The sequence below is a fragment of the Sporacetigenium mesophilum DSM 16796 genome, assembly GCF_059569055.1.
On the sequence record NZ_JCANUR010000011.1, the window covers coordinates 28,769 to 51,351 of the forward strand.

Annotated in this window: 23 protein-coding genes and 2 riboswitches; of the genes, 19 read left to right on the forward strand and 4 right to left on the reverse strand. The window is 27.8% G+C overall.

Going from position 1 to position 22,583, the window contains the following annotated elements; all coding sequences use genetic code 11:
- Window positions 1-221 precede the first annotated feature (221 nt).
- From BS62_RS09805 to queC, 8 genes are all read left to right on the forward strand, one after another.
- Window positions 222-1,382: a tetratricopeptide repeat protein gene (locus BS62_RS09805; RefSeq protein ID WP_496491090.1), complete on the forward strand. Its 1,161-nt coding sequence runs from the start codon at window positions 222-224 to the stop codon at window positions 1,380-1,382.
- A 143-nt stretch (window positions 1,383-1,525) separates the two neighbouring features.
- Window positions 1,526-1,948, forward strand: a complete 423-nt coding sequence (locus BS62_RS09810) for an acyl-CoA thioesterase (RefSeq protein ID WP_496491091.1) — start codon at window positions 1,526-1,528, stop codon at window positions 1,946-1,948.
- Between the two features lie 301 nt (window positions 1,949-2,249).
- Window positions 2,250-2,350, forward strand: a riboswitch (cyclic di-GMP riboswitch).
- 49 nt (window positions 2,351-2,399) lie between these two features.
- Window positions 2,400-4,271 carry an SH3 domain-containing protein gene (locus tag BS62_RS09815; protein ID WP_496491092.1) on the forward strand — a complete coding sequence of 624 codons (1,872 nt, stop codon included), beginning with the start codon at window positions 2,400-2,402 and terminating at the stop codon, window positions 4,269-4,271.
- A gap of 308 nt (window positions 4,272-4,579) precedes the next feature.
- Window positions 4,580-5,593 (forward strand): 2-hydroxyacyl-CoA dehydratase family protein, encoded by a 1,014-nt coding sequence (locus tag BS62_RS09820; protein WP_496491093.1) that lies wholly within the window; start codon window positions 4,580-4,582, stop codon window positions 5,591-5,593.
- Entirely contained in the window at window positions 5,581-6,345 is a 765-nt protein-coding gene (locus BS62_RS09825) for an acyl-CoA dehydratase activase (protein ID WP_496491094.1), read from the forward strand. The genes BS62_RS09820 and BS62_RS09825 overlap by 13 nt, the downstream gene beginning before the upstream one ends.
- A 2-nt stretch (window positions 6,346-6,347) precedes the next feature.
- The gene (gene queD / locus BS62_RS09830) at window positions 6,348-6,776 is read left to right on the forward strand and encodes a 6-carboxytetrahydropterin synthase QueD (RefSeq protein ID WP_496491095.1); all 429 of its coding nucleotides are present in this window, start codon (window positions 6,348-6,350) and stop codon (window positions 6,774-6,776) included.
- Between the two features lies 1 nt (window position 6,777).
- Window positions 6,778-7,449 (forward strand): putative 7-carboxy-7-deazaguanine synthase QueE, encoded by a 672-nt coding sequence (gene queE / locus BS62_RS09835; RefSeq protein WP_496491096.1) that lies wholly within the window; start codon window positions 6,778-6,780, stop codon window positions 7,447-7,449.
- 1 nt (window position 7,450) lies between these two features.
- A complete protein-coding gene (gene queC / locus BS62_RS09840) occupies window positions 7,451-8,128 on the forward strand; it encodes a 7-cyano-7-deazaguanine synthase QueC (RefSeq protein ID WP_496491097.1) in 678 nt (225 codons plus the stop codon).
- Window positions 8,129-8,133: 5 nt separating this feature from the next.
- Here queC and BS62_RS09845 read toward each other — a convergent pair whose 3' ends face one another.
- Window positions 8,134-9,132 (reverse strand): zinc dependent phospholipase C family protein, encoded by a 999-nt coding sequence (locus BS62_RS09845; protein WP_496491098.1) that lies wholly within the window; start codon window positions 9,130-9,132, stop codon window positions 8,134-8,136.
- Between the two features lie 123 nt (window positions 9,133-9,255).
- Here BS62_RS09845 and BS62_RS09850 point away from each other — a divergent pair, with 123 nt between their 5' ends.
- On the forward strand, window positions 9,256-9,747 hold the full coding sequence (locus tag BS62_RS09850; protein ID WP_496491099.1) for a hypothetical protein: 492 nt from the start codon (window positions 9,256-9,258) through the stop codon (window positions 9,745-9,747).
- Between the two features lie 107 nt (window positions 9,748-9,854).
- Here BS62_RS09850 and pdaA read toward each other — a convergent pair whose 3' ends face one another.
- Entirely contained in the window at window positions 9,855-10,727 is an 873-nt protein-coding gene (pdaA, locus tag BS62_RS09855; protein WP_496491100.1) for a delta-lactam-biosynthetic de-N-acetylase, read from the reverse strand.
- Window positions 10,728-10,847: 120 nt separating this feature from the next.
- Window positions 10,848-11,069 carry a hypothetical protein gene (locus BS62_RS09860; protein WP_496491101.1) on the reverse strand — a complete coding sequence of 74 codons (222 nt, stop codon included), beginning with the start codon at window positions 11,067-11,069 and terminating at the stop codon, window positions 10,848-10,850.
- Between the two features lie 187 nt (window positions 11,070-11,256).
- On the opposite strand from BS62_RS09860, the gene BS62_RS09865 reads away from it, so the two are divergent.
- The 7 genes from BS62_RS09865 to lysA all read left to right on the forward strand — a co-directional run bounded on the left by BS62_RS09865 (window position 11,257) and on the right by lysA (window position 18,698).
- Window positions 11,257-12,048: a DUF5677 domain-containing protein gene (locus BS62_RS09865; protein ID WP_496491158.1), complete on the forward strand. Its 792-nt coding sequence runs from the start codon at window positions 11,257-11,259 to the stop codon at window positions 12,046-12,048.
- Between the two features lie 197 nt (window positions 12,049-12,245).
- The gene (locus tag BS62_RS09870; protein WP_496491102.1) at window positions 12,246-13,133 is read left to right on the forward strand and encodes a Rossmann-like and DUF2520 domain-containing protein; all 888 of its coding nucleotides are present in this window, start codon (window positions 12,246-12,248) and stop codon (window positions 13,131-13,133) included.
- A 13-nt stretch (window positions 13,134-13,146) separates the two neighbouring features.
- On the forward strand, window positions 13,147-13,995 hold the full coding sequence (gene panB / locus BS62_RS09875; protein WP_496491103.1) for a 3-methyl-2-oxobutanoate hydroxymethyltransferase: 849 nt from the start codon (window positions 13,147-13,149) through the stop codon (window positions 13,993-13,995).
- Window positions 13,989-14,837 carry a pantoate--beta-alanine ligase gene (gene panC, locus BS62_RS09880; protein WP_496491104.1) on the forward strand — a complete coding sequence of 283 codons (849 nt, stop codon included), beginning with the start codon at window positions 13,989-13,991 and terminating at the stop codon, window positions 14,835-14,837. Before panB ends, panC begins: the two co-directional genes overlap by 7 nt.
- Before the next feature lie 95 nt (window positions 14,838-14,932).
- Window positions 14,933-15,592 (forward strand): response regulator transcription factor, encoded by a 660-nt coding sequence (locus BS62_RS09885; RefSeq protein ID WP_496491105.1) that lies wholly within the window; start codon window positions 14,933-14,935, stop codon window positions 15,590-15,592.
- The gene (locus tag BS62_RS09890; protein ID WP_496491106.1) at window positions 15,582-17,006 is read left to right on the forward strand and encodes a sensor histidine kinase; all 1,425 of its coding nucleotides are present in this window, start codon (window positions 15,582-15,584) and stop codon (window positions 17,004-17,006) included. Before BS62_RS09885 ends, BS62_RS09890 begins: the two co-directional genes overlap by 11 nt.
- 57 nt (window positions 17,007-17,063) lie before the next feature.
- Window positions 17,064-17,238, forward strand: a riboswitch (Lysine riboswitch).
- 137 nt (window positions 17,239-17,375) lie between these two features.
- Entirely contained in the window at window positions 17,376-18,698 is a 1,323-nt protein-coding gene (gene lysA, locus BS62_RS09895) for a diaminopimelate decarboxylase (protein ID WP_496491107.1), read from the forward strand.
- 50 nt (window positions 18,699-18,748) lie between these two features.
- Here lysA and BS62_RS09900 read toward each other — a convergent pair whose 3' ends face one another.
- Complete coding sequence (locus BS62_RS09900) at window positions 18,749-18,973, reverse strand: hypothetical protein (protein WP_496491108.1); 225 nt, start codon at window positions 18,971-18,973, stop codon at window positions 18,749-18,751.
- A 183-nt stretch (window positions 18,974-19,156) separates the two neighbouring features.
- Between BS62_RS09900 and BS62_RS09905 the strand changes: the two genes are divergently transcribed.
- From BS62_RS09905 to BS62_RS09915, 3 genes are all read left to right on the forward strand, one after another.
- Window positions 19,157-20,194 (forward strand): AAA family ATPase, encoded by a 1,038-nt coding sequence (locus BS62_RS09905; protein WP_496491109.1) that lies wholly within the window; start codon window positions 19,157-19,159, stop codon window positions 20,192-20,194.
- 1 nt (window position 20,195) lies between these two features.
- A complete protein-coding gene (locus BS62_RS09910; protein WP_496491110.1) occupies window positions 20,196-20,972 on the forward strand; it encodes a DUF3226 domain-containing protein in 777 nt (258 codons plus the stop codon).
- A 135-nt stretch (window positions 20,973-21,107) separates the two neighbouring features.
- A complete protein-coding gene (locus tag BS62_RS09915; RefSeq protein ID WP_496491111.1) occupies window positions 21,108-22,571 on the forward strand; it encodes a 4Fe-4S binding protein in 1,464 nt (487 codons plus the stop codon).
- Window positions 22,572-22,583 lie beyond the last annotated feature (12 nt).

Here is a 22,583-nt window from a genome sequence, read left to right on the forward strand (position 1 = left end):
ATGATTTACTTAACATAAAGCCTAAGACCATAGATATTAAAAACTTTGAAAAAATTTCTTATGAATATTCAAATATAGATGAGGATAATTATCAAGTTAATTTAGATACTATAAATAAAATAAATTTAACTAGTGATAATATAAACGAGCTACTGCAAGGTCTTGAAAAAACTGTAATAGAAAAAGGAAATAAAAAAGATACAGTTATAGATTCTTATATAATGTATAACAATGCTTTAGACATGGTAAAAAACAATGACATAACAAATGCAATAAATGAACTAAATAAAGCTATAAAGCTAAATCCAAAAGACGCAGATATATTAAACTTACTAGGTATATGTACATTCTTAGAATGTAGCTTTGATAAATCTGTAAGTTATTTTTCTAAAAGCGTAGGTTATACAAAAAGTGATATTGCAACTAAGTATATGGATATTATGAGCTCTGTAGACTTTGATACTTTTTTAGAAAGATACAATCATGCTATAAGATTTATTAAGGAAGGCTTATATGAAGAGGGAACTCAAATATTTAAGAATTTAATAGAGGAATATCCTCAACTTATAGAGCCATACATAGTTTTGGGGCTACTTTGTATGGAAAGAAAAGATGAAATAATTGCAAGGGATTATTTCAATAAAGCTTTGACACTAGATAAAAGCAATGAGATTGTAATAAAGTTTATAGACAAAAGAGTATATAAAATAGATGAAAATATTGAAAAGCCAACTAAGAAAGTGCCAAAAGAAAAAAAGGCTAAACCTAATAAAACTAAGAAAAAAAATAATATTCCTGTAGCAATAATTGTTCTTTTAGCAGCTGGCATAATAGGTCAATCTATATATGGCTATAATGAAATATCGAATTTAAACAACCAAGTTAGTACATTAAATACTCAAGTTGGAGATTATAAAGAAGACTTAGCAAATTCAAAGAAAGAAAACAATGATCTTAAGTTTCAAATTGGAAACAATAAACCTATAATTAAAAAAGAAGTTGTAATTGCAGATGAACACGCTCTCTACAAAAAAGCATTAGATGAAAAGAAGAGAGGGCTTCGTAAAGATTCTATAAAGAGTTTTGAATATCTTGCGGAATATGGAAAAGACAAGTTATATGTTTCTGAATCTATATTTATATTAGGTAGCATATATGAATCTATGAAGGATTATGATACTGCTTTAAAATACTACAATAACTATATTAGTAGATATACAGCAAAAGACAACTATTACGACCACTCATTATACAATATAGCCATGATATACAAAGAAAAAGGCGATATGGAAAAATGTAAGCAGAAATTAAATGAATTAATAAATGTAGTTCCAAATAGTATATACAATAACTCAACAACTAAAAAAATAATAAATAGTTAATTAAAAAGAAAGCATATAAAAATGCTTTCTTTTTTATTTTAAAACATGATTATTATCAATTTAAGAAGGATTTTACAATTATTAAATGAATATAGTAAATAATTCTATTTTTAAATTATAAGACGAACAAGGGGGAGCACAGAATGAAACACTATACAATGTCAAAGTTAGTGAAATCAGAAGATTTAAATCACCATGGGACTTTATTTGCTGGAAGAATGGCAGAATGGTTTATAGAAGGTGCATTTATTGCTGCTGCAAGTACATATAAAAATCCTGACAACATGGTTTGTTTAAAAATGCATGGACTTAAATTCACTTGCCCTGTAAAAAAAGGAGAGATTATAACTCTTGAAACTAAAGTTGTTTATACAGGAAATACTAGTATGACTGTGTATGGTAAGGTTATAAAAAATGATGATACAGATAAGGTTATTGTAGATGGATTTACAACTTTTATATGTGTTGATGAAAACGGTAAGAAAATGCCACATAATATAGTTTTACCAGAACCAAAAAATGAAGAAGAGGCAAAACTTAAAGAATATGCTAAAACTTTAAAATAAATCTAAAATGTATTATATAAGAGAAGGTGCTATATAGCACCTTCTTTTTTTGTGGTAATAAATACGATTTTGAGTAACGTACCTAGTTTTCAATACCGCTTAAGACGTGAACATAGCGAATTTTAGTTTTTGTTAAAATATAAAGGGTTTTATTGTTATTTGATGAATACATTATTATGTAAATATATTGTAATAATTTACATAATATGTAGAAATTAGTATAAAAAAATATTATAATTAAATTGAATGCAATACTACGCAAACTAAATTTAGTTTCAAGGGGTAGTATAAAATATAACAAACTCGATAAAGGCAAACCTAGGAAAACTTAGAGACGCAAAGCTAAAGGGGCTAATTTTATATTAATAACCATAAGTATAATTATGCCAGCCAGCTACCGAAAGGAGCGGATTAATAAGTATTAAAAAATTTTATACTAAGGAGTGGTTTTTTGAAAAAAAAGATGCCGATAATTTTAACAACTCTAGCTGTACTTCCGTTAGCAGCAGTAGATGCTAATGCAGCTCCAAGTGTAGGGGTAGTTACAGCTTCTTCATTAAATGTAAGAAGTGGCCCAGGTACAAATAACAAGGTGCTTTTTACACTTAAAAAAAATGAAGAAGTAAAAATATTAGAAAATTCAAATGGGTGGTATAAAATAGAAGCCAAGTCAGGAAAAGAAGGATGGGTATCTGGTCAATATATAAGTGTAGGTACTTCATCTAACCAACAAGATAATGCTAATATAACAATAAAGGTAGTAAATGTAGATGGGTTAAATATGAGAAGTGGACCAAGTACTGCATTTAGGGTAAATAAGGTATTAAACAAGGGGACAGAGGTAGAAGTAGTATCAGAAAAAGATGGTTGGTCACAAATTAAATTTAATAATATGAGCGGACATGTAGCAAGTAGATACTTAGATAATAAGACAGAGTCAAAACCAGTTGAGGCGCCTAAACCGGTTGAGACACCTAAGGAAGATAAAGTTACAGATAATAATGAACAAACTGCAAAAACTGTAAAGAAAGTCGTAAATGTAAATGACCTTAATATGAGAATGGGCCCAAGTACTAGATATAAGGTAATAACTGTTTTAGATAAAGGTGCAGTAGTAGAAGTAACATCAGAAAAAGATGGATGGAGTAATATAAAATATAATAATCAAACTGGATGTGTAGCAAGTAGGTACTTAAATGAAGTGCAAGCACCTCCAACTACTCAAAAGCCAGAGGAACCTAAATTACCAGATAATAGTCAGCCAGTAATTACTATAGCTAAAACTGTAAATGTAGATGGCCTGAATATGAGAAGCGGCCCTGGTACTACACATAAGGTAGTTACAGTATTAAATAAAGGTGCAGCAGTAGAAGTAACATCAGAAAAAGATGGATGGAGTCATATAAAATATAATAATCAAAGTGGATGTGTAGCAAGCAGGTATTTAAATGAAGTACAAACACCTCCAACTACTCAAACACCAAGTGAACCTGAAGTTCCTAATAATGGACCAATAAATAACCCAGGTGGAAATTATGCAAACAATAGTGGAACTGTTGAGGAAAAGGTTTTAAATTATAGTTTAAATGAACATTTAGCAAAACAAGCAGTACTAGATCAAGTTATACATTCAGCAAATGTTAGAAGTTCAATTACTCTTACTAGTTTTATAAGAGCTGTTGAAGATGATATTAAATATTATTTAGATCCAACAAATTTTGCAAAAACTCAAAATGGAATGTATCAATTTTTAAAGCTAAATACATATAGAGACATATCTGAAGAAAAACTAAATACTTATTTGAATAATCTAAAGTTTAAATCTAACCAAACAAATATATTTGCTAACAAAGCTAGTGTATTTATAGATGCATCAAAAAAACATAATGTAGATGTTATATATTTAGTATCTCATGCTATGTGGGAAACTGGATATGGAACTTCCCGTTTAGCACAAGGAGAGACTGTATATTCATATAAAGGTCAAACTCTTAGCAAACCTGCTGTTGTATATAATTTCTTTGGAATAGGGGCTATAGACAAAAATGCAAACGTATATGGGGCAGAGGCTGCATATTGTAATGGATGGACAAGTGTAGACTCAGCTATATATGGAGCTGCAGATTGGATATCAAAAAATTATGTTAATAGTTCAAAATACAATCAAAACACCTTATATAAAATGAGATGGAATTATGATGTCACTTGGCATAGATATGCAACAGATGTAAACTGGGCAAATGGAATAGCTAATATAATGAACAATACATCATATATGTATAATAACGTAAACATAGTTTACGAAGTGCCTAAGTATAAATAACAAGTAATTATTTAATAATTGAATATATACAAAGCATATGATAAAATAACTAAGTAATTAAATAAAGACAGTTTATTAGTACCATCCTGTCTATAAACAAAACTAGGGCTATGTATTACAACTGTTGTAGTATGTGCTTTTGTAATTTTTGTTTATAAAGAGGCTGTTAAGCCTCTTTTTTTTATTTTAAGGAAATTTTAATTTCCAACTGCTAAACTTGAGCAACGGACCTGTTTTTCAAGGTCGTTGGCGACATGAGCGTAGCGAATTTTATTGTTTTTGTATCCTAGAAATTGAGGAGGCGCATTATGAAGAAAATAGGTATTACAACAACAGTTCCAATAGAAATACTTATAGCAGCAGGATATATCCCTGTTGATTTAAATAATATATTTATTACATCAGAGAATTACTTTAGTTATATAGATATGGCTGAAAAAGATGGATTTCCAAAAAGTATGTGTGCTTGGATTAAAGCAAAATACGGAGTATGTATAAAACACAACATAGAAGATATTGTTGGTGTAGTTGAAGGAGATTGTTCTAATACAAAGTCTCTTATGGAAGTACTTTCATTAAACAATATAAATATACATCCTTTTTCATACCCAAATGACCATAAAAAAGAAAGTTTAATAAAAGAAATGGATAAGTTTATGGATATTTTCAATGTAAGTATAGAAGAAGTGGAAAAAGTTAGATTAAAACTCAATAATATAAGAAAATTAGCTAAGAAAATAGATGAACTAACTTATATAGATAATAAGGCCACTGGATTTGAAAACCACTTGTACCAAGTAAGTTCAAGTGATTTCAATATTAATATAGATGAATTTGAAAAAGACCTTATAAATGCAATAAAAGATATAGAAAACAGAAAACCACAAGAACAAAAGTTAAGACTTGGATATATAGGGGTCCCTCCTATGACAGGTGATATATATTCTTTTGTAGAAAATTTTGATGCTAGATTTGTGTACAATGAAGTTCAAAGAGAATTTGCTTTTTCTAGATATGAAAATAATGAGAGTATTTATGATCAATATTATGATTATACATACCCTTATGATATAGATTTTAGAATGGATGAAATAAAAAAACAAATAGAAATAAGAAAATTAGATGGGATAATACATTATACTCAAGCTTTTTGTCATAAGGCTATAGACGATATTATTTTTAAACAAAAGCTAAACATTCCTATTTTAAATATAGAAGGAGATAAGTTAAATTCATTAGATGCTAGAACTAAGCTTAGAATTGAGGCATTTTTAGATATGTTAAAAGACAAAAAAGAAGGTGTTGATATATGCGTATTGTAGGAATAGATTTAGGAAGTAGAGAAGTAAAAATAGCTATTATGGAAAACACAACTATTGTTAAAAAGTTTAAAATAAGTACTGTTTCTTTTTATAAAGAATATTGCCACTATGATAATAAGATAATAGTTGATTTAGATAAATTAAATATAAAAGATGTAGATGTATTTATATCTACTGGATATGGAAGAAACAATACTGATTTAAATAAATTCACCCCTATAAACGAAATAAAGGCACATGTATATGGAGCAGTTTATCAAAGTAAACTAAAGGACTTTATATTACTTGATATAGGTGGACAAGATGTCAAAGTAGTTAAAGTAGAAAATGGAATTACTACAGACCTTGAATTAAACGAAAAGTGTGCAGCATCTTGCGGTAGATACTTAGAAAATATGGCTAATTTACTAGAAATATCACTAGAAGACATGAGTAAGCACTACAAAGACCCAATACAACTTAACTCAACTTGTGCTGTATTTTCTGAATCAGAACTTATAGGAAAAATAGCAGAAGGAGTTAACTTAGATAACTTATGTGCAGGAGTTAATTATTCTTTATATAAAAGATTAGAGCCGGTTTTAGGTAATTTTAAAAGTAGAAGATTGGTAATTAGCGGGGGAGTTGCTAAAAATCAAGCTATACAGAAATATTTAAATGAAAGATACGATGAAGTTATACCTTTAGATGATCCACAGTTTAACGGAGCTATAGGTTGTTGCTATTATGGATATCTAAAAAACAGGAGGTAGTTATGTATATATTAAAGGCAGAACACAGTTTTGACAGCGCTCATTTTTTAGCTAATTATGAAGGTAAATGTGGCCACATACATGGACATAGATGGAGAGTATTAGTAGAAGTACAAGGTAGTGAATTAGTAGAGGGTGGACAATTAGATGGAATGGTTGTAGATTTTGGGGATTTAAAAAAAGATGTTAAAGAAATGGCTGATTACTATGACCATTCGCTAATTATTCAAAAAGACACTATGAGAAAAGAAACTTTAAGTTGTTTATTAGAAGATGGATTTAATGTAATAAATGTAGATTTCAGACCTACAGCCGAAAATTTCTCTTATCACTTTTATAAACATATGAGTAGTAAGGGTCATAATGTTAAAAGAGTTACAGTATATGAAACTCCAAATAACAGTGCAACCTTTGAAAAAGGAGAAATGTAATATGAATAAATTTAATGTAGTAGAAAAGTTTGCTAGTATAAATGGAGAAGGAAAAAAGAGCGGACAACTGGCAGTTTTTATAAGATTAGCAGGATGTAACCTAAGATGTTCATATTGTGATACAATGTGGGCAAATAAAGATAATGCACCATATGAAGTTATGACTAGTGAAGAAATTTATAATTATATAAAAGAGACTGGTATTAACAATGTAACATTAACTGGTGGAGAGCCTTTAATGCAAGACAATATAAAAGAATTGTTAATGTTTTTATCAAAGGATAATAATCTAGATGTAGAAATAGAGACAAATGGAAGTGTTGATATTAGAGAGTTTTTAGATATACAAAATAACCCTCCAAGATTTACAATGGACTATAAATTACCTGGTAGCAATATGGAATATACTATGTATCTAGAAAATCTTAATAACTTAAGAAGTTTTGATACAGTTAAGTTTGTATCTTCAAATTTAGAGGACTTAAATAAGGCAAAAGAAATAATAACAAAATACGACTTAGCTAATAAATGTAGTGTTTATATAAGTCCTGTATTTGGAAGTATTAACCCAGAAGAGATAGTTGAATTTATGAAAGACAATAAAATGAACAATGTAAACTTACAAATTCAACTTCACAAAATAATATGGGATCCTCAAAAGAAAGGGGTATAATATGAAAACTAATATAAATAATGATAAAGCAGTAGTTGTTTTTAGTGGTGGGCAAGATAGTACAACTTGTTTGTTTTGGGCAAAGAAAAGATTCAAAGAAGTAATAGCTGTTTCTTTTGACTATAATCAAAAACATATATCTGAGCTTCAATGTGCCAAAGATATTTGTAATAAATATAATGTAGAACATCATATATTAGATATGTCTTTATTAAATCAACTAGCTCCAAATTCTTTGACTAGAGTAGATATAAATGTTGATAAAACTCAAAAAGAAGGGGAACTTCCAAATAGCTTTGTAGATGGTAGAAATTTATTATTTTTAACATTTGTAGCTGTATTTGCAAAACAAAGAAATGTAAATCATATAATTACAGGGGTATCTCAAAGTGATTTTAGTGGTTATCCTGATTGTAGAGATGTGTTTATTAAATCTACTAATGTAACATTGAACTTGGCAATGGACTATGAATTTGTTATTCACACACCTCTTATGTTTATAGATAAATGCGGAACTTGGAAATTGGCTTATGATTTAGATGTATTAGATATAGTAAAAAATGAAACATTAACATGTTACAATGGAGAAAAAGGAAATGGATGCGGAGATTGTCCAGCTTGTAGCTTAAGAAAAAATGGATATTTAGAATTTAAAAGTAAATATATTAATCAAAAATAAAAGGACTAAGTCCTTTTATTTTTTTCATTAAATGTAAAGTTGCAACGTCTACCAGTATCGTATGATACATCATCTATAAATTCTAATACATTGTCTATATTCCTATTATGATTTATATAAGAAAATACTATTTCCATAAACTCAACTGCATCAGGTACTGATTTATTATATAAATCAATAAAACTGTCATTGTATATATTCTTTGTAAATGGGTCTTCCCAAGGGTTATTTTGAAAGTTTAAAACATCAAAATCATATGTATATCTGTTTCTATATATAATACCGCTAAATTGAATTTTTTCATTAAATACTTTCTCAAGATTTTTAACTATATTTAATTTTACTCTTGATGGATTAAATAAAAATTTTCTGATTGATTTTGCAGAGTTTACTGCATGAACTATTTCATTTTTACTTATATTATATGAATAAGTTTCCAAAATACTATATTTATACATGTCAGATAGTATAGTCAAGGTATCATCGGGTATATCAAATACTGTATAATCTCTAAATTCCTTAATTGACATATTTTTTATTATGTCAATTAATTTTAAATCTATATCTGTTTCTATTTTTTTGTGTAAAACTTGAGGTTTTGTATTTTTATATTTGTTTGTTAATTTATACTCTACATTATAAACATAAGGGTGAAGATTTCTGTCTAATATATAGTGGGTTGCATAACCACATAAATAAGATATCATAGTGTTCTTAAATTTTTCATTTCCATTTAATGCCTTCAAACTATCTATTTCTCTAGAAAATTCTAATATATTCTTAAAAAAATCATTAGTTTTTGTTGTATGTATAATATAACTTATATTTTCTATACCTACTTGTTTAGTAAATGGCCAAGCTCTATGATATGAAAAAAAATTAGGGCCTTGAGCTCCGAACATAAAAGTTTTGTAGTTTTCTTTTATAATATCTTTTAAATAAAACCTATTTAAATATTTAAAACAATCTTCACCAAAGAGATAATGTGATATAAGACCAGGCATAAAATCCTCCTTTTATAATTTATATTAAGATATACAATATTTTGTTGTACATACATGAAAGAGATTGTCTAGATAATATACTATACAAAAGCATAATTTCCAAATTCAGTAGGAGGATTATTTATGATAGTAGAAGCCTTAGAAGTCAAGAAAGACAAAAAACAAGCTATGAAAATAATAAATAATAAAATCCCTTTAATGAGTAAAGTTGTTCAATTAAATAAAAGAATAAAAAATATAAAACTTCAATATGTAGAATACAAAGTTATAAACTATGAGATAGTTCATAAACTAAACCTAAAAGAAAGAATATTTAATAAATCTAATACAAAGATAGACAATATAACTATGTTGATTAATACAAGTACCGGATATACATTTAATATAAATAATATACCCAATACAGTGAAAATTAATATAGATCAAATTAATTTAAGAGAATCTAATATAGATGAATCTAAAATTATAAATAGTATTAAAGATGAATTAATGAAAGATTTAGATAAAAAGATAAGTTATGTACAAGATATAAAATTAATTGATATAAAAAGTATATATAGACCATTTTGGGTAGGTTTTTATGATGATAAGAATATATTTATAGAGGCTGATTAAGATTTATTAATTTATAGCAAAATAAAAGTACCTAACTTAGGTACTTTTATTTTGCGAATTTTGAGCAAGGTCACATCTGGTCGTTGACGACATGAGCAAAGTGAATCTTAGTTGTCTTTTGAGTCTATAATATTTTTCTTGTCAATTTTTTCAACATTAGCTCCAGATAAATGATCTAAACTTTTAAGTGTGTATCCTTGTTTTTTCCATTCTGTTATAACATCATCTAATATTTCGCAATTTGTTTTAGAGTTTGGATGTAATAATACTATAGCCCCTGGATGGGTTCTAGTAAAAATCTTTGTTTTTGCATATTCGTGAGAAGGTTGATTGTTATTTAGCCAGTCTACATAAGCAAAACTCCAAAAAATGGTTTTATATCCAAGATCTTGAGTATATTTTAGAGATAACTCACTAAATTTTCCCATAGGAGGTCTAAAATACTTAGGCATTTCTTTTCCGATAACTTCCTTATAAGCATCATCTACTGCTGTAAGTTCTTTAGAAAACTTTTCAAAGTCAGTAATAGTAGCCATAGAAGGATGGGTTGTAGAATGGTTACATACTAAATGACCTTCGTCGACCATACGTTTAACCAAATCAGGATTAGTTTTTATATAGCTTTTTACCACAAAGAATGCAGCTGGAACATTGTGTTTTTTTAATGTATCTAATAACCTTTCGGTATATCCATTTTCATATCCTGCATCAAATGTTAGGTATATTACTTTTTCTTCTGGTTTACCTACATAATAGGTGCCATATTTAGAAAAGAATGACGCTTCTGTATTTGGGGTTGGTTGCATACCATCAGTTCTAGGTTGAAAATACCAACTGTATTCATTTGTACCTACTCCTATTTTAGAAATAGTAGACCCTATTTGAGTTTTAATACTTTTACCTAAATTAGTTGTATTTAATAATACTCCTAATATAAATAAAAATATAATTGAGATATATAATCGATTTTTTTTGTTCATTTTTATCACCTCAAAAATAATAATTATTTATATTGTGTGTAATACTGATATAAATATTAATTTATATCTTATCCAAAAAAAGGCACAAAAAAGAGAGTATAAAACTCTCGTATAATTTGTTTATGAATTTGCAATTAAATTGGAAGATTTCATATTAAGCATTGTATAAAATGGAATGTAAACACTATTATCTTGTTTAATTATTTTAGCATTATTATACAACCTAGGTGAAGTATCCTTAACACCATCATCATTTTTCCCTATAAAATTTTTTTCATAAAAACCAGCTAATTGAGCTATGAATATAGTACTAGCTATTATAAGTACAGTTTTTTTTAACATGCAATCCCCCCTGAAGTATAGACTTCTGTATCTCTATATATAGATTTTACTACCAAATGTAACAAAATTCTATTAAAACCGTAATACATTTTCGTGCACTTTTAGACAAAAAATGATGTTTTATAAAAATGTAAATTTTAGCACATACTATTTTTAAAATATACAAAGAAAGGAAAGGTATATATTGATGGAATTGCAAGAAGCTGTAGAGTCACTAGATAAGACCATAGATAAATTAATTGAAACGTCGAAAGAATTTATAGATTCAACTGCAGTGGCTGAGGGGTTATATGACTTAGCTGTAAATGGCAAAGAAGAGATAGATGAGTTAGCTAGAGACTTTGAGTATTTTGTATTGACCAAAAGCACCAAAACTTTACAAGGTATAAAAGTACTAATAGAATTAAATTTACATGAAGATGTATTTGGCTTAGTTAGAAATATATATGAGAACTATATAAACTGTAGATATTTAGATTATAATGTAGATAGAATAAGAGATTTTATACACAATCCTTATAATGTGGCTGAAAGATATATAAAAATAAATAATGATGGTGAATATGTAGACTCTGATAACAATGTTGTAGGGCAGAGATTAAATCCTTCAAAGATGAGAATTGGAAAAGATAAAAAGTACTTTTTTAGTTTTTATGATTTTCTATGTAATTTCACTCATTGTAATTATGCAACTGTAGAATGTTATTTAGGTGAAAATTTAAGATTTACCTATGAAAAGAATAATTACACACTTATAAGCAGGTTGTTTACAGTATTTACTTTTACAAAAATATTTAATCTTGTAGTAGTTAGAACTACAAATAATTACAATAATTTAGTATGTGAGTCTATAAGTATTCAAAAACATATATTTAAAGTTGCACTTAAAATTTGCGAAGAAAATGTAGAAGAGAAAAAATACAAAATACTAAAAGATATGTTAGAGCATATGAAGAATTCTTTAGATGAAGATATATAAGTATATACAATATTTATAAATCCATGATAAAATATATATGATGATGGTATCGTAAGAGCTATACATCTTGTAACTAAGATTTATAAAAAATTTTACAGTAGTCTGCTTTGAGCTTGTATGCCAGAGACAGGGAGGAATAAAATAAAGGATCACTATACCCTCTTTGCGTCTATTTTTAGGCAAAAAGAGGTTTTTTTATGGCCGTTTTTATAAAGGATGTGATAAACTTGAAATTTGGATTTATAGGTGCAGGTAAAGTAGGTAAATCAATTGGAGTTTATTTTAAAAATAATGGATTTAATATTGCTGGTTATTACAGCAAATCTCTAGAATCTGCTAAAGAAGGAGCTAGATTTACAGATTCTATTGCATATGATGATATGAGGCAATTAATAGGTAATGTAGACATTTTATTTATAACTACTAGTGATGATGAGATAAAAAATATTGTAGATATTTTATATTCAAATTCATTAATAAATAATAAAATAGTGGTACATACTAGTGGGTCTTATTCATCTAATATATTAAGTCCCTTGAAGGAATTAAGTTGTTTTGTATATTCAATTCATCCTCTGCAATCATTTGCAGATATAGATAATTCAGTGGAAAATTTGAGAAATACTGTTTTTACTATAGAAGGATGTTTAGAAAAAATTCATGTTATAGAGTCAATTTTGAACAAAACAAATAATAATTACTTTAAGATAAATTCAGATGACAAACCTATATACCATGCAGGAGCCTGTGTGATATCTAATTATTTAGTTACTTTAATGGATTTTGGTATTTCATTCTTTGAATCTATTGGCATAAAAGAAAAAGAAGCATTTGATGCTTTGTATCCTCTTATAGATGGGACAATACAAAATGTAAGAAATTTAGGCTGTAATAAAGCCATAACAGGCCCTATTTCAAGAGGAGATTACAAAACAATACAAGCGCATTTAAATGCTATGGAAAGTAGTATTCCAAGCAAAGTAGACTTTTATAAAAACATGGCTCTTATGACATTGTTACTATCATCAAAAGAAAAGCTCTTAGATGAGCAAAAAATACAAAATATAAAAAATATATTGGAGTAAGGAGATGGTAATAATGAATAAGAAGTTTACTGTTGCATCATTTAAACAAGCAAAGGAAAAAGGTGAAAAAATAACCATGCTTACGGCATATGATTACTCAATGGCAAAGTTAGTTGACGAAGCTGGAGTAGATAGTATATTAGTAGGTGACTCTTTAGGAATGGTTGTTTTAGGATACGAATCTACTTTGGAAGTCACTGTAGATGATATAATACACCACTGTAAGGCTGTTTCAAGGGGAGCAAAGAAGGCTCTTATAGTAGGGGATATGCCTTTTTTATCATATCATATAAATATAGAAGAATCAGTTAGAAATGCTGGAAGAATAATACAAGAAGGAAATGCCCATGCTGTGAAATTAGAAGGTGGGATAGAAATAATTGATGTAGTTAAGGCTATAACTAAGGCACAAATACCTGTTATGGGGCATTTAGGATTAACTCCTCAATCAGTTAATATGTTTGGAGGATTTAAAGTACAAGGGAAAAGTGAAGAACAAGCTAAAAAATTAATAAATGATGCAGTAGCACTTGAAGAAGCCGGAGCATTTGCTATAGTACTGGAAGCTATACCAGAAAAGTTAGCTAAGATTATATCTGAAAAAGTAAGCATTCCTACTATAGGTATAGGAGCTGGAAAGTATTGTGATGGACAAGTTTTAGTTATTCAAGATATGCTAGGAATGTTCTCAGATTTTACTCCTAAATTTGTTAAGAAATATTCTAATTTAAGAGAAGAAATAGTCAATGCTTCAAAAACTTATATAAATGATGTTAAAGAAACTCAGTTTCCAAGTAAAGAGCATACATTTGCTATAGATGAAGAGATAATAAATAAACTTTATGGTGAAGAAAAATGTTAGTAAAGACAATTGAAGAACTTCAAAAACTTATAAGAAAAGCAAAAAAGGAAGGAAAAGAAAAAATAGGATTTGTTCCTACAATGGGATATTTACATGAAGGCCATCTGTCTCTTATAGAAAATGCAAAAAAAGAAAATGACTTAGTTATAGTTAGTGTATTTGTAAACCCAACTCAATTTGGTCCGAATGAAGATTTTGATAATTATCCAAGAAATATTGATAGAGACTATAAAATATCAATAGATTCTGGAGCGGATATAGTTTTTGCACCGGAGTCAAGTGAAATTTATAAAGACAATGACTTTACATATGTTGAAGTAAATGGAGATCTTACTAATAAACTTTGTGGAGCATCTAGACCAGGTCACTTTAAAGGGGTTACTACTGTAGTTTGTAAGTTATTTAATATAGTAAAGCCTACTAATGCATACTTTGGACAAAAAGATGCTCAACAAGTGGCTGTAATTCAAAAAATGGTTGAAGATTTATATATTGATGTAAATATAATACCTTGCCCTATAGTTAGAGAAAAAGATGGACTTGCTTTAAGCTCTAGAAACGTTTATTTAAATGAGAATGAGAGAAATCAAGCATTAATACTTTCAAAATCATTGTTTAAAGCTAAGGATATGTTTGCAAATGGATGTAGGGATGTAAGGACTTTAAAAGACTTAATAGTGAAAAATATAAAAAGCCAGCCTTTAGCAAATATAGATTATGTAGAAATATTAGATTCTAAGTCATTTGAAAATATAGAATTTATAAATAAGGATGTTATAATAGCTATAGCTGTTAGATTTGGAAAAACTAGATTAATAGACAATATATATTTAAAAGTTTAGTGTATAATAAAGACTGTTGATAATTTTATCAGCAGTCTTTATTTATTCACACAAATTCCATAAATGTTTGGTAAAATAAGTATAGAGGTGATAAAATGTACAAAATTTTGGTAGTTGAAGATGACATTGATATACAAGAATTAATAAAAGAATTTTTAGTAAGTCAAGAATATGAAGTAGATGTAGCAAGCGATGGAATTGAAGGTATGAACATGTTTAACGAGAATGAGTATAATTTAGTAATGCTAGATATAATGCTTCCTAATATAGACGGGTATTCTCTTTGCAAGATGATAAGAGCCAAATCGGATGTTCCTATTATGATGTTAACGGCATTAGACGATGAAAAAGATGAGGTTAAGGGATTTGAACTAGGGGTTGATGATTATATTACAAAGCCATTTTCATTTAACATACTTATAAGAAGAGTTGAAGCTGTACTTAGAAGATACAACAAAGTAGACAAGCTTAATATTTTAAAATTTGAAGAAATACACATGGATGTAGATGCCTATAAAGTATATGTAGAAGAAAATGAAATAGAGCTTACTACAAAGGAATTTGAAATATTGAAGATGTTACTTGAAAACAGAGGCAAGGTATTAAGTAGAGAAGTTATGTTAGATAAGCTATGGGGATATGAATACTTTGGTGATGCAAGGGTTATAGATACACATATAAAAAACATAAGACAAAAAACGGGAATGCAATATATAAAAACTGTTAAAGGAATAGGATATAAAATTGATAAGTAATTTAATTAATAAAATAAAAAACAATATAGCTTATAAAATATTTTTTATAACTAGTACTTTGCTATTGTCTATGGCCTTTATAATTTATACAACTATGTATATTGAATTACCTAATTATTATTATAGATACAAAGCTGAGAGTTTAGAAAAAGGGGTTAAGAAATTAGTAGGTAAAGTAGATGGCTTAACATTTTTAGAATCAAAAGGGTTGTTAGATGAATTCTGTGAAGAATATAATGTGCAACTTACTATTTACGACTTAGAAGGAAATATTTTATATATACCTTTTAATATTATACAACTAGGTGGTATTTCGCAAGAACCAGCAACAGATTTATACAAAGAAAATCCAAATGAAAAATATATATATCTAGAAGCCTCTCCAGTAAAGTTCGAAGATAGAGTAACTGTGTTTAAGGTTAATGCAACACTACAACCTATTGATGAGGCAGCTACTGTAATTTTAAGGTTTGCACCTTATATAGGGGTAATAATATTGTTAATGTCTATTATAAGTGGATATATATACTCCAAACTAATATCAAAGCCCCTTATACAATTAAACTATGTAGCAAAGAGAATGATTGGTCTTGATTTTGATACAAAATGTGAAGTTTATTCTCAAGATGAATTAGGTCAACTTTCAAATAGTTTAAATGAACTTTCATTTAGTTTACAAAACACCATGAATGAATTAACACAAGCAAATAAAAAACTACGAAATGATATAGAAAGAGAAAGAGAACTAGAAGAACAAAGAAAGATATTTGTAGCTACTATATCACATGAACTAAAAACTCCTATAACTGCTGTAAAAGGACAACTTGAAGGAATGATATACAATATTGGTTCTTATAAAGATAGGGATAAATATCTTAAAAGGTCTTTTGATATTATGGAACATATGGAAAAACTAGTTTATGAAATGATGGAAATATATAAACTTGAGAGCACTGAATTTAAACCAAGTGTACAAAATATAAACATATCAAATATGGTATACGATATATCAAAGGGCTTTGAATACTTTTTAATATCTAAGGATCTAACTATAGTAAATAAAATACAAGATAACTTATATATAAAGGGTGATCAACAACTTATTAGAAAAGCAATATCAAATGTAGTTAATAATGCTGTAAAATACTCAAAAGAGAAAGAAAAGGTAATTATTAGACTATATGAAAGAGATAGTAACATAGTACTAGAGGTTTTAAATACAGGAGCGTTTATAGAAGAAGAAGAATTAACCAAAGTTTTTGAACCTTTTTATAGATTGGAGAAGTCTAGAAATAGAAATACAGGGGGAAGTGGACTAGGTCTTTATATAGTTAAAAAAATATTAGAGTTAAATAATATAAGTTATGAGTTAAAAAATGTAGAACAAGGTGTATTATTTACTATAATATTTTAAAAATTATGTTTACAAATTTACAAATTGTAGTATAATATAATTTAATAAAAATAAATACAAAAAGATAGAGGTCGCGTTATCAAATAGTACTATTGTGGAGATAAGCACAGTGAAACAATAGGAAAGGTGCTAACGCCGAAATGTATAAACGATGCTTTAAGTTTATATGTTGGTGTTGTGCAAAACATGTACAACATTGTCACAAAGAGATTTGTGGAGAGCTATCTTAAGTTCGTGAGTGCTAATAAACGTTTTTGAATTAGTATTTAAGAGCCTAAGGATAGTATATTCCTTGGGCTTTTTTTATTACGAAAATTAAGATGTTACTGCAAAATCTCCATTGTATTATAACTTATGGAGGTAATGATTATGATTGAAAGAGTAAATGGAACACTATACTTTGATGGATGCAACACTGTGGAGTTAGCTAAAAAATACAAAACACCACTATATGTAATTTCTGAGAGTATTCTTAGAGAAAAGGGAAGCGAAGTAAGAACTAGTTTTTTAAATAAATACGAAAATGTTAGAGCTGTTTATGCATCAAAGGCATTTTTGAATTTAGCCATATGTAAGATTGTACAAAGAGAAGGGTTAGGTTTAGATGTAGTATCTGGTGGAGAATTATATGTTGCTATAAGCGCTAATTTTCCTATGGAGGATATAATATTTCATGGAAATAATAAGTCAAAGGAAGAACTTATTATGGCAGTTCAACATGGAGTAGGCAGAATAGTAGTAGATAGTATAAGTGAACTAGAGTTGCTAGAAGAAATTTGCAAAAACTTAAATAAAGAAGCTAATATATTATTTAGGATTACTCCAGAAGTAGGCGCTAATACTCATAGATATATAAGTACAGGTCAAAAGGATTCAAAGTTTGGAATTCCATTACTTCAAATAGATGAAGCTATAAAAATAGCTATATACTCAAAGTATATAAATTTTAAAGGTATTCATTTTCATGTAGGATCTCAACTATTTTCAAATGAATCGCACTTAAAAGCGTTAAGAGTAGCTATAGGCTGGATAGAACATATAAAAAATGAATACAATTACGAAATAGAAGACCTAAATATAGGCGGAGGATTTGGTATAAAATACGTTGAGGGCGATATAGAAGTTGGTTTAAATGAGTTTTTAGAACCGGTAATGAAAGAATTAGAAGATGAGTTTGAAAGAAGAAATTTAAAAAGACCATGTGTAATAATAGAACCAGGGAGATGGTTTGTAGGAAGTGCTGGAATAACATTATACAATGTAGGAAGTATAAAAAATATAGAGGGTGTTAGAAAATATGTATCAATTGATGGAGGCTTAAGTGATAATCCAAGAGTAGCACTTTATGATGCTAAATACTCTGCAATAGTTGCTAATAAAGCAAATGCTATAGAAAAAGAAATAGTAACACTAGGTGGAAAATACTGTGAATCAGGGGATATACTTATTAAAGATATAGAGTTACCTATAGTAGAAAGAAATGATATATTAGCTGTATTAAATACAGGTGCATATAATGACTCAATGTCTAGTAATTATAATAAGGCACTAAGACCTGCTGTTGTTTTAGTAAGTGAAGGAAATAGTTATGTTATTAAAAAAAGAGAAAGCTACGAAGATTTAATATCTAAGGATATTGTTCCACCTTGTTTAATAAATCTAGATGAAGCTGCATATGACGAAATAATCTAAAGCCTTAATGTGGATTTTCCACAATAAGGCTTTTTTTGAGCAACGAAATTTTAATTATAAACATCTAATCCTACTCCGAGTAGGGAAGATAATGCAATCAAAGCAAAAAGAGCTATCATATAAACTCTATCAAAATCCTTACTAGCAATACTTTTCTCTACAGCATATATACAAAATAAAAGTATACTGCCTAATACAAATATTATATACCTCCCCATGCCAAAAGTATTAATAAAGGACTCAATAACATTGAAAAACGCATTAGAATTACTCATAAACCCCCCACCCCACCAAATATAATAATTAACAATTGATATAGAAATAGTTATATATTTAAAAATATTTAACTATATATAATACTATAAAAAGAATTATATATAGTTAAATATTTAAATATTGTAAAAAATCTGAAAATTCAAAAGGCTTGTTATACAATATTTTATGCAGGGGGAAGTAACTTGAGTCATATAAAAAACATAAAAATAGAAAATTTTAGAAAGCTAAAAAGTATAGAACTGAAAGATACAAAAAACATAAATATACTAATAGGAGAAAACAATAGCGGAAAGACTAGTATACTTGAGTCAATAATGTTTTTAGAATACCCGGAGGATATAAATAGATTAATTTTATTGTATAAAATAAGAGAAGTATTAAAAAATAACGAAAAAAGAAGTTGGTATAAATCATTTATAAATATGTTTAATAAAGAATTGGAGACAAAAAATATATCTTTTAGCGCTCAAGTTGAAAATAAAAAAATACAAATAAGTATAGGTGGGTACGAAGAATATTTATTTAGATTAGTAGATGAAGAACTGCCTATATCAGTATTTAGTGGGAAATATAAGTTTACTATAGATGATAAAAAATATGAGAAGAACTTTTCACTAAGAGAAGATAATTACGAAATTTTATATAAAGACAACAATTTATTTATTCCTATGAAGTATATATCTCCTATAGATCATTATATTCAAAATAGATATGTTAATTATATAAGCAAATCTATAAAGCTAGGAAAAAAACAAGATATATTGGAAATGATGAAAATATTTGATAAAAATATTGATGGTTTTGATTTAATAACAGAAAACAACACTACATCTTTATACATTAATCATAAGATAAATGGAATTTTACCTATATCTGCATTTGGAGATGGAATAAAAAAGGCTATAACAATATCATCTTCAGTAGTAGAAGCTGTAGATGGAGTATTACTTATAGATGAAATAGAAACAGCTATACATGCAAGAGCCCTTAAGGATTTTTTTAAATGGCTTATGGAAATATGCAATAGATATAATACACAGATATTTTTAACTACACATAGCATAGAAGCCATAGATGCACTAATAGAAGGGGGCATAGACTATATTGATGATATTGCATGTTATAGATTAGAAAGTGATAATAATGATACCTATGTTAATAGGTTTTCAGGGGAGCAATTATATAGTATAAGATCTAATATGGGTTTGGATGTGAGATAGTATGAGATATTATTATTTTTTAGTTGAGGGTCCTCATGATGAGGCTGCTATTGGAAAGGTACTTCAATTATTAGGATTAAGACAGATAAGAAATAAGGAAGAAATACCTTATATATGGCAAGGGTTAATCCCAAATAAATATCCTTTTGTAGAGGGTAGATTGGAAAAAATAAGTCCTATTCCAGATTTTTATAAGTCTGATAATGTATGTGTTGCAATAAAAGCAGCTTTAGGAGAAACGAGAATAATATCAGAACTAAATAATACTGTGTCAATAATGCAAAGAGAACAATTAAAGCAATTAAATGGAATATTAATAGTATGTGATGCAGACAATAAGAGCGCAAGTGAAAAGTACAATGAGTTCATATTAAATATAATAAAAAGAAAAGAATTAAATTTTGATGAAACATGTTTTACAAATAAAGAAGGCTATTTTAAAGATATAAAAATAAAATGTGACATGTATGTATTCCCTAATAATAAAGATTGTGGAACTCTTGAAGATATATTATTAGAAGGTGCAAAGATTCAATATGGGAATTTATTAGAAAACGCCGTAAACTATATAGAAAATGTTGATGATAATTACAAAAGTAAATTATCCATATCAAAACATAAAAAAGCAATTATAGGAAGTATGGCTAGTATTTTAAATCCTGGAGTTGCAAATCAAGTTTCTATAAAAAATGATAAATGGATAGATTATAATAATATATTTAAAAGTGAAAAAACAAAGAGTTTATATAATTTCATCGAAAACTTTATAAAGGATTGATTTAATCCGCATAAATAGATTATGACATGTCTATTTATGCGGATTTTAATTTGCACATTTCTAAAACTCTGAGCATATAATATCTATAAATCTATATATATTAATATTTAGATTAAATAATTTGGAGGGGTTGTTATGTCGTCATTTAACATTAAGGCTAATCGAACATTTACATTTATTAGAAAATGGGCATGGATTTTTACTTTACTAGTAGCTCTAGGTGGGCTTTACTATCCTAGGTTAGGTATTTTGGTTTTACCTATTATGTTATCACTTACTATTGTATCTTTCTTCAAAGGTAGATATTGGTGTGGGAACCTTTGCCCACATGGAAGTTTGTATGATACTGTTTTATTAAAATACAGTAAGAATAAAAAAATACCTAAATTTTTTCGAAGTAAAATACTAGGAATTTTATTTTTTTCCTGGTTTGGATTTAATATAATAAGAAAGTTAATTAAAGTATCTTCAATTTATGGAACTGCACCGTTTTTAGATAAATTAGGGTTTATATTTGTTGCAAGTTATTTAATGGTATTAATTATAGGTGTTCCTTTAAGTGTAATTTTTACACCACGTACATGGTGCCAATTTTGCCCAATGGGGATGCTTCAAACACTATCATATAAACTAGGAAAGTTATTAGGAGTAGCAAAAGTAACTGATAAGAAAATAACTATAAAGTGTAAGGATATGTGTCATAATTGTGGCAAATGTTCTAGAGTATGTCCAATGCAGTTAACTCCATATTTAGAATTCAATAATAATAATCAATTTGATAACGAAAAATGTATAAGATGTTCAACTTGTATAGCTAATTGTCCAGCAAAAATACTCTCATTATCAAGTAAAAAAGAATCATGTAATATTATAAATAAGACTGATATTACATCTTGTGAAGACAGAAAAAATATAAAAGCTAAGATTGTTAATATAAAAGAATTAACTGATAACATCATAGAATACACATTTGAATTTGTAAGCCCTGACAAGGTAAGTTATAAGGCTGGTCAGTATATTCTTATAAACATACAGGATAATCCTTATACGAATCGAGCTTATTCAATTTCATCGTTTAACGAAGATGATTCTATGCTAAGTATAACAGTAAAAAATGTGGAAGATGGATATGGAACTCAACTAATGTACAAAAACTTTAAAATTGGACATTGTATTGAGCTTCAAGGTCCAATGGGAAATGAACTTGTTGTTGACAAAACAGCAGAGAAAATTCTATTACTTGCAACAGGTATAGGAATAACACCATTTTTATCAATAGTTAATGATATAATAAAAAGTCCTAAAAACATAAAAAATGTAAAACTTGTATATGGTGCAAGTTATGAAAAAGACTTTATATATGATAATGAACTCACAAAACTATCACAGAGTGCTGAAATATTTGAACATATAAAAGTATCTTCTCGTGACAAAAGTTTTAAAGGGCCGCACGGACGTATTACAGATATTGTTAGAGATATTGATTTAACTGATTACAAAATTTATATATGTGGATCAAGTCCTGTAGTTACAGATACAATAAACTTCTTATGTGATTTGGGAGCTAATAGAATAAATATATTTGCAGAAGGTAACTAAATATCTCAATAA

What these genes read in the sequence shown, in the direction of transcription:
- BS62_RS09870 (WP_496491102.1), top strand. Translation starts at nt 12,246, where the DNA reads ATGGCCGTTTTTATAAAGGATGTGATAAACTTGAAATTTGGATTTATA.
- queC (WP_496491097.1), top strand. Translation starts at nt 7,451, where the DNA reads ATGAAAACTAATATAAATAATGATAAAGCAGTAGTTGTTTTTAGTGGT.
- queD (WP_496491095.1), top strand. Translation starts at nt 6,348, where the DNA reads ATGTATATATTAAAGGCAGAACACAGTTTTGACAGCGCTCATTTTTTA.
- BS62_RS09900 (WP_496491108.1), bottom strand. Translation starts at nt 18,973, where the DNA reads ATGAGTAATTCTAATGCGTTTTTCAATGTTATTGAGTCCTTTATTAAT.
- BS62_RS09865 (WP_496491158.1), top strand. Translation starts at nt 11,257, where the DNA reads ATGGAATTGCAAGAAGCTGTAGAGTCACTAGATAAGACCATAGATAAA.
- BS62_RS09915 (WP_496491111.1), top strand. Translation starts at nt 21,108, where the DNA reads ATGTCGTCATTTAACATTAAGGCTAATCGAACATTTACATTTATTAGA.
- BS62_RS09825 (WP_496491094.1), top strand. Translation starts at nt 5,581, where the DNA reads ATGCGTATTGTAGGAATAGATTTAGGAAGTAGAGAAGTAAAAATAGCT.
- BS62_RS09885 (WP_496491105.1), top strand. Translation starts at nt 14,933, where the DNA reads ATGTACAAAATTTTGGTAGTTGAAGATGACATTGATATACAAGAATTA.
- panC (WP_496491104.1), top strand. Translation starts at nt 13,989, where the DNA reads ATGTTAGTAAAGACAATTGAAGAACTTCAAAAACTTATAAGAAAAGCA.
- BS62_RS09805 (WP_496491090.1), top strand. Translation starts at nt 222, where the DNA reads ATGTATAACAATGCTTTAGACATGGTAAAAAACAATGACATAACAAAT.
- pdaA (WP_496491100.1), bottom strand. Translation starts at nt 10,727, where the DNA reads ATGAACAAAAAAAATCGATTATATATCTCAATTATATTTTTATTTATA.
- panB (WP_496491103.1), top strand. Translation starts at nt 13,147, where the DNA reads ATGAATAAGAAGTTTACTGTTGCATCATTTAAACAAGCAAAGGAAAAA.
- BS62_RS09810 (WP_496491091.1), top strand. Translation starts at nt 1,526, where the DNA reads ATGAAACACTATACAATGTCAAAGTTAGTGAAATCAGAAGATTTAAAT.
- BS62_RS09910 (WP_496491110.1), top strand. Translation starts at nt 20,196, where the DNA reads ATGAGATATTATTATTTTTTAGTTGAGGGTCCTCATGATGAGGCTGCT.
- lysA (WP_496491107.1), top strand. Translation starts at nt 17,376, where the DNA reads ATGATTGAAAGAGTAAATGGAACACTATACTTTGATGGATGCAACACT.
- queE (WP_496491096.1), top strand. Translation starts at nt 6,778, where the DNA reads ATGAATAAATTTAATGTAGTAGAAAAGTTTGCTAGTATAAATGGAGAA.
- BS62_RS09860 (WP_496491101.1), bottom strand. Translation starts at nt 11,069, where the DNA reads ATGTTAAAAAAAACTGTACTTATAATAGCTAGTACTATATTCATAGCT.
- BS62_RS09820 (WP_496491093.1), top strand. Translation starts at nt 4,580, where the DNA reads ATGAAGAAAATAGGTATTACAACAACAGTTCCAATAGAAATACTTATA.
- BS62_RS09845 (WP_496491098.1), bottom strand. Translation starts at nt 9,132, where the DNA reads ATGCCTGGTCTTATATCACATTATCTCTTTGGTGAAGATTGTTTTAAA.
- BS62_RS09850 (WP_496491099.1), top strand. Translation starts at nt 9,256, where the DNA reads ATGATAGTAGAAGCCTTAGAAGTCAAGAAAGACAAAAAACAAGCTATG.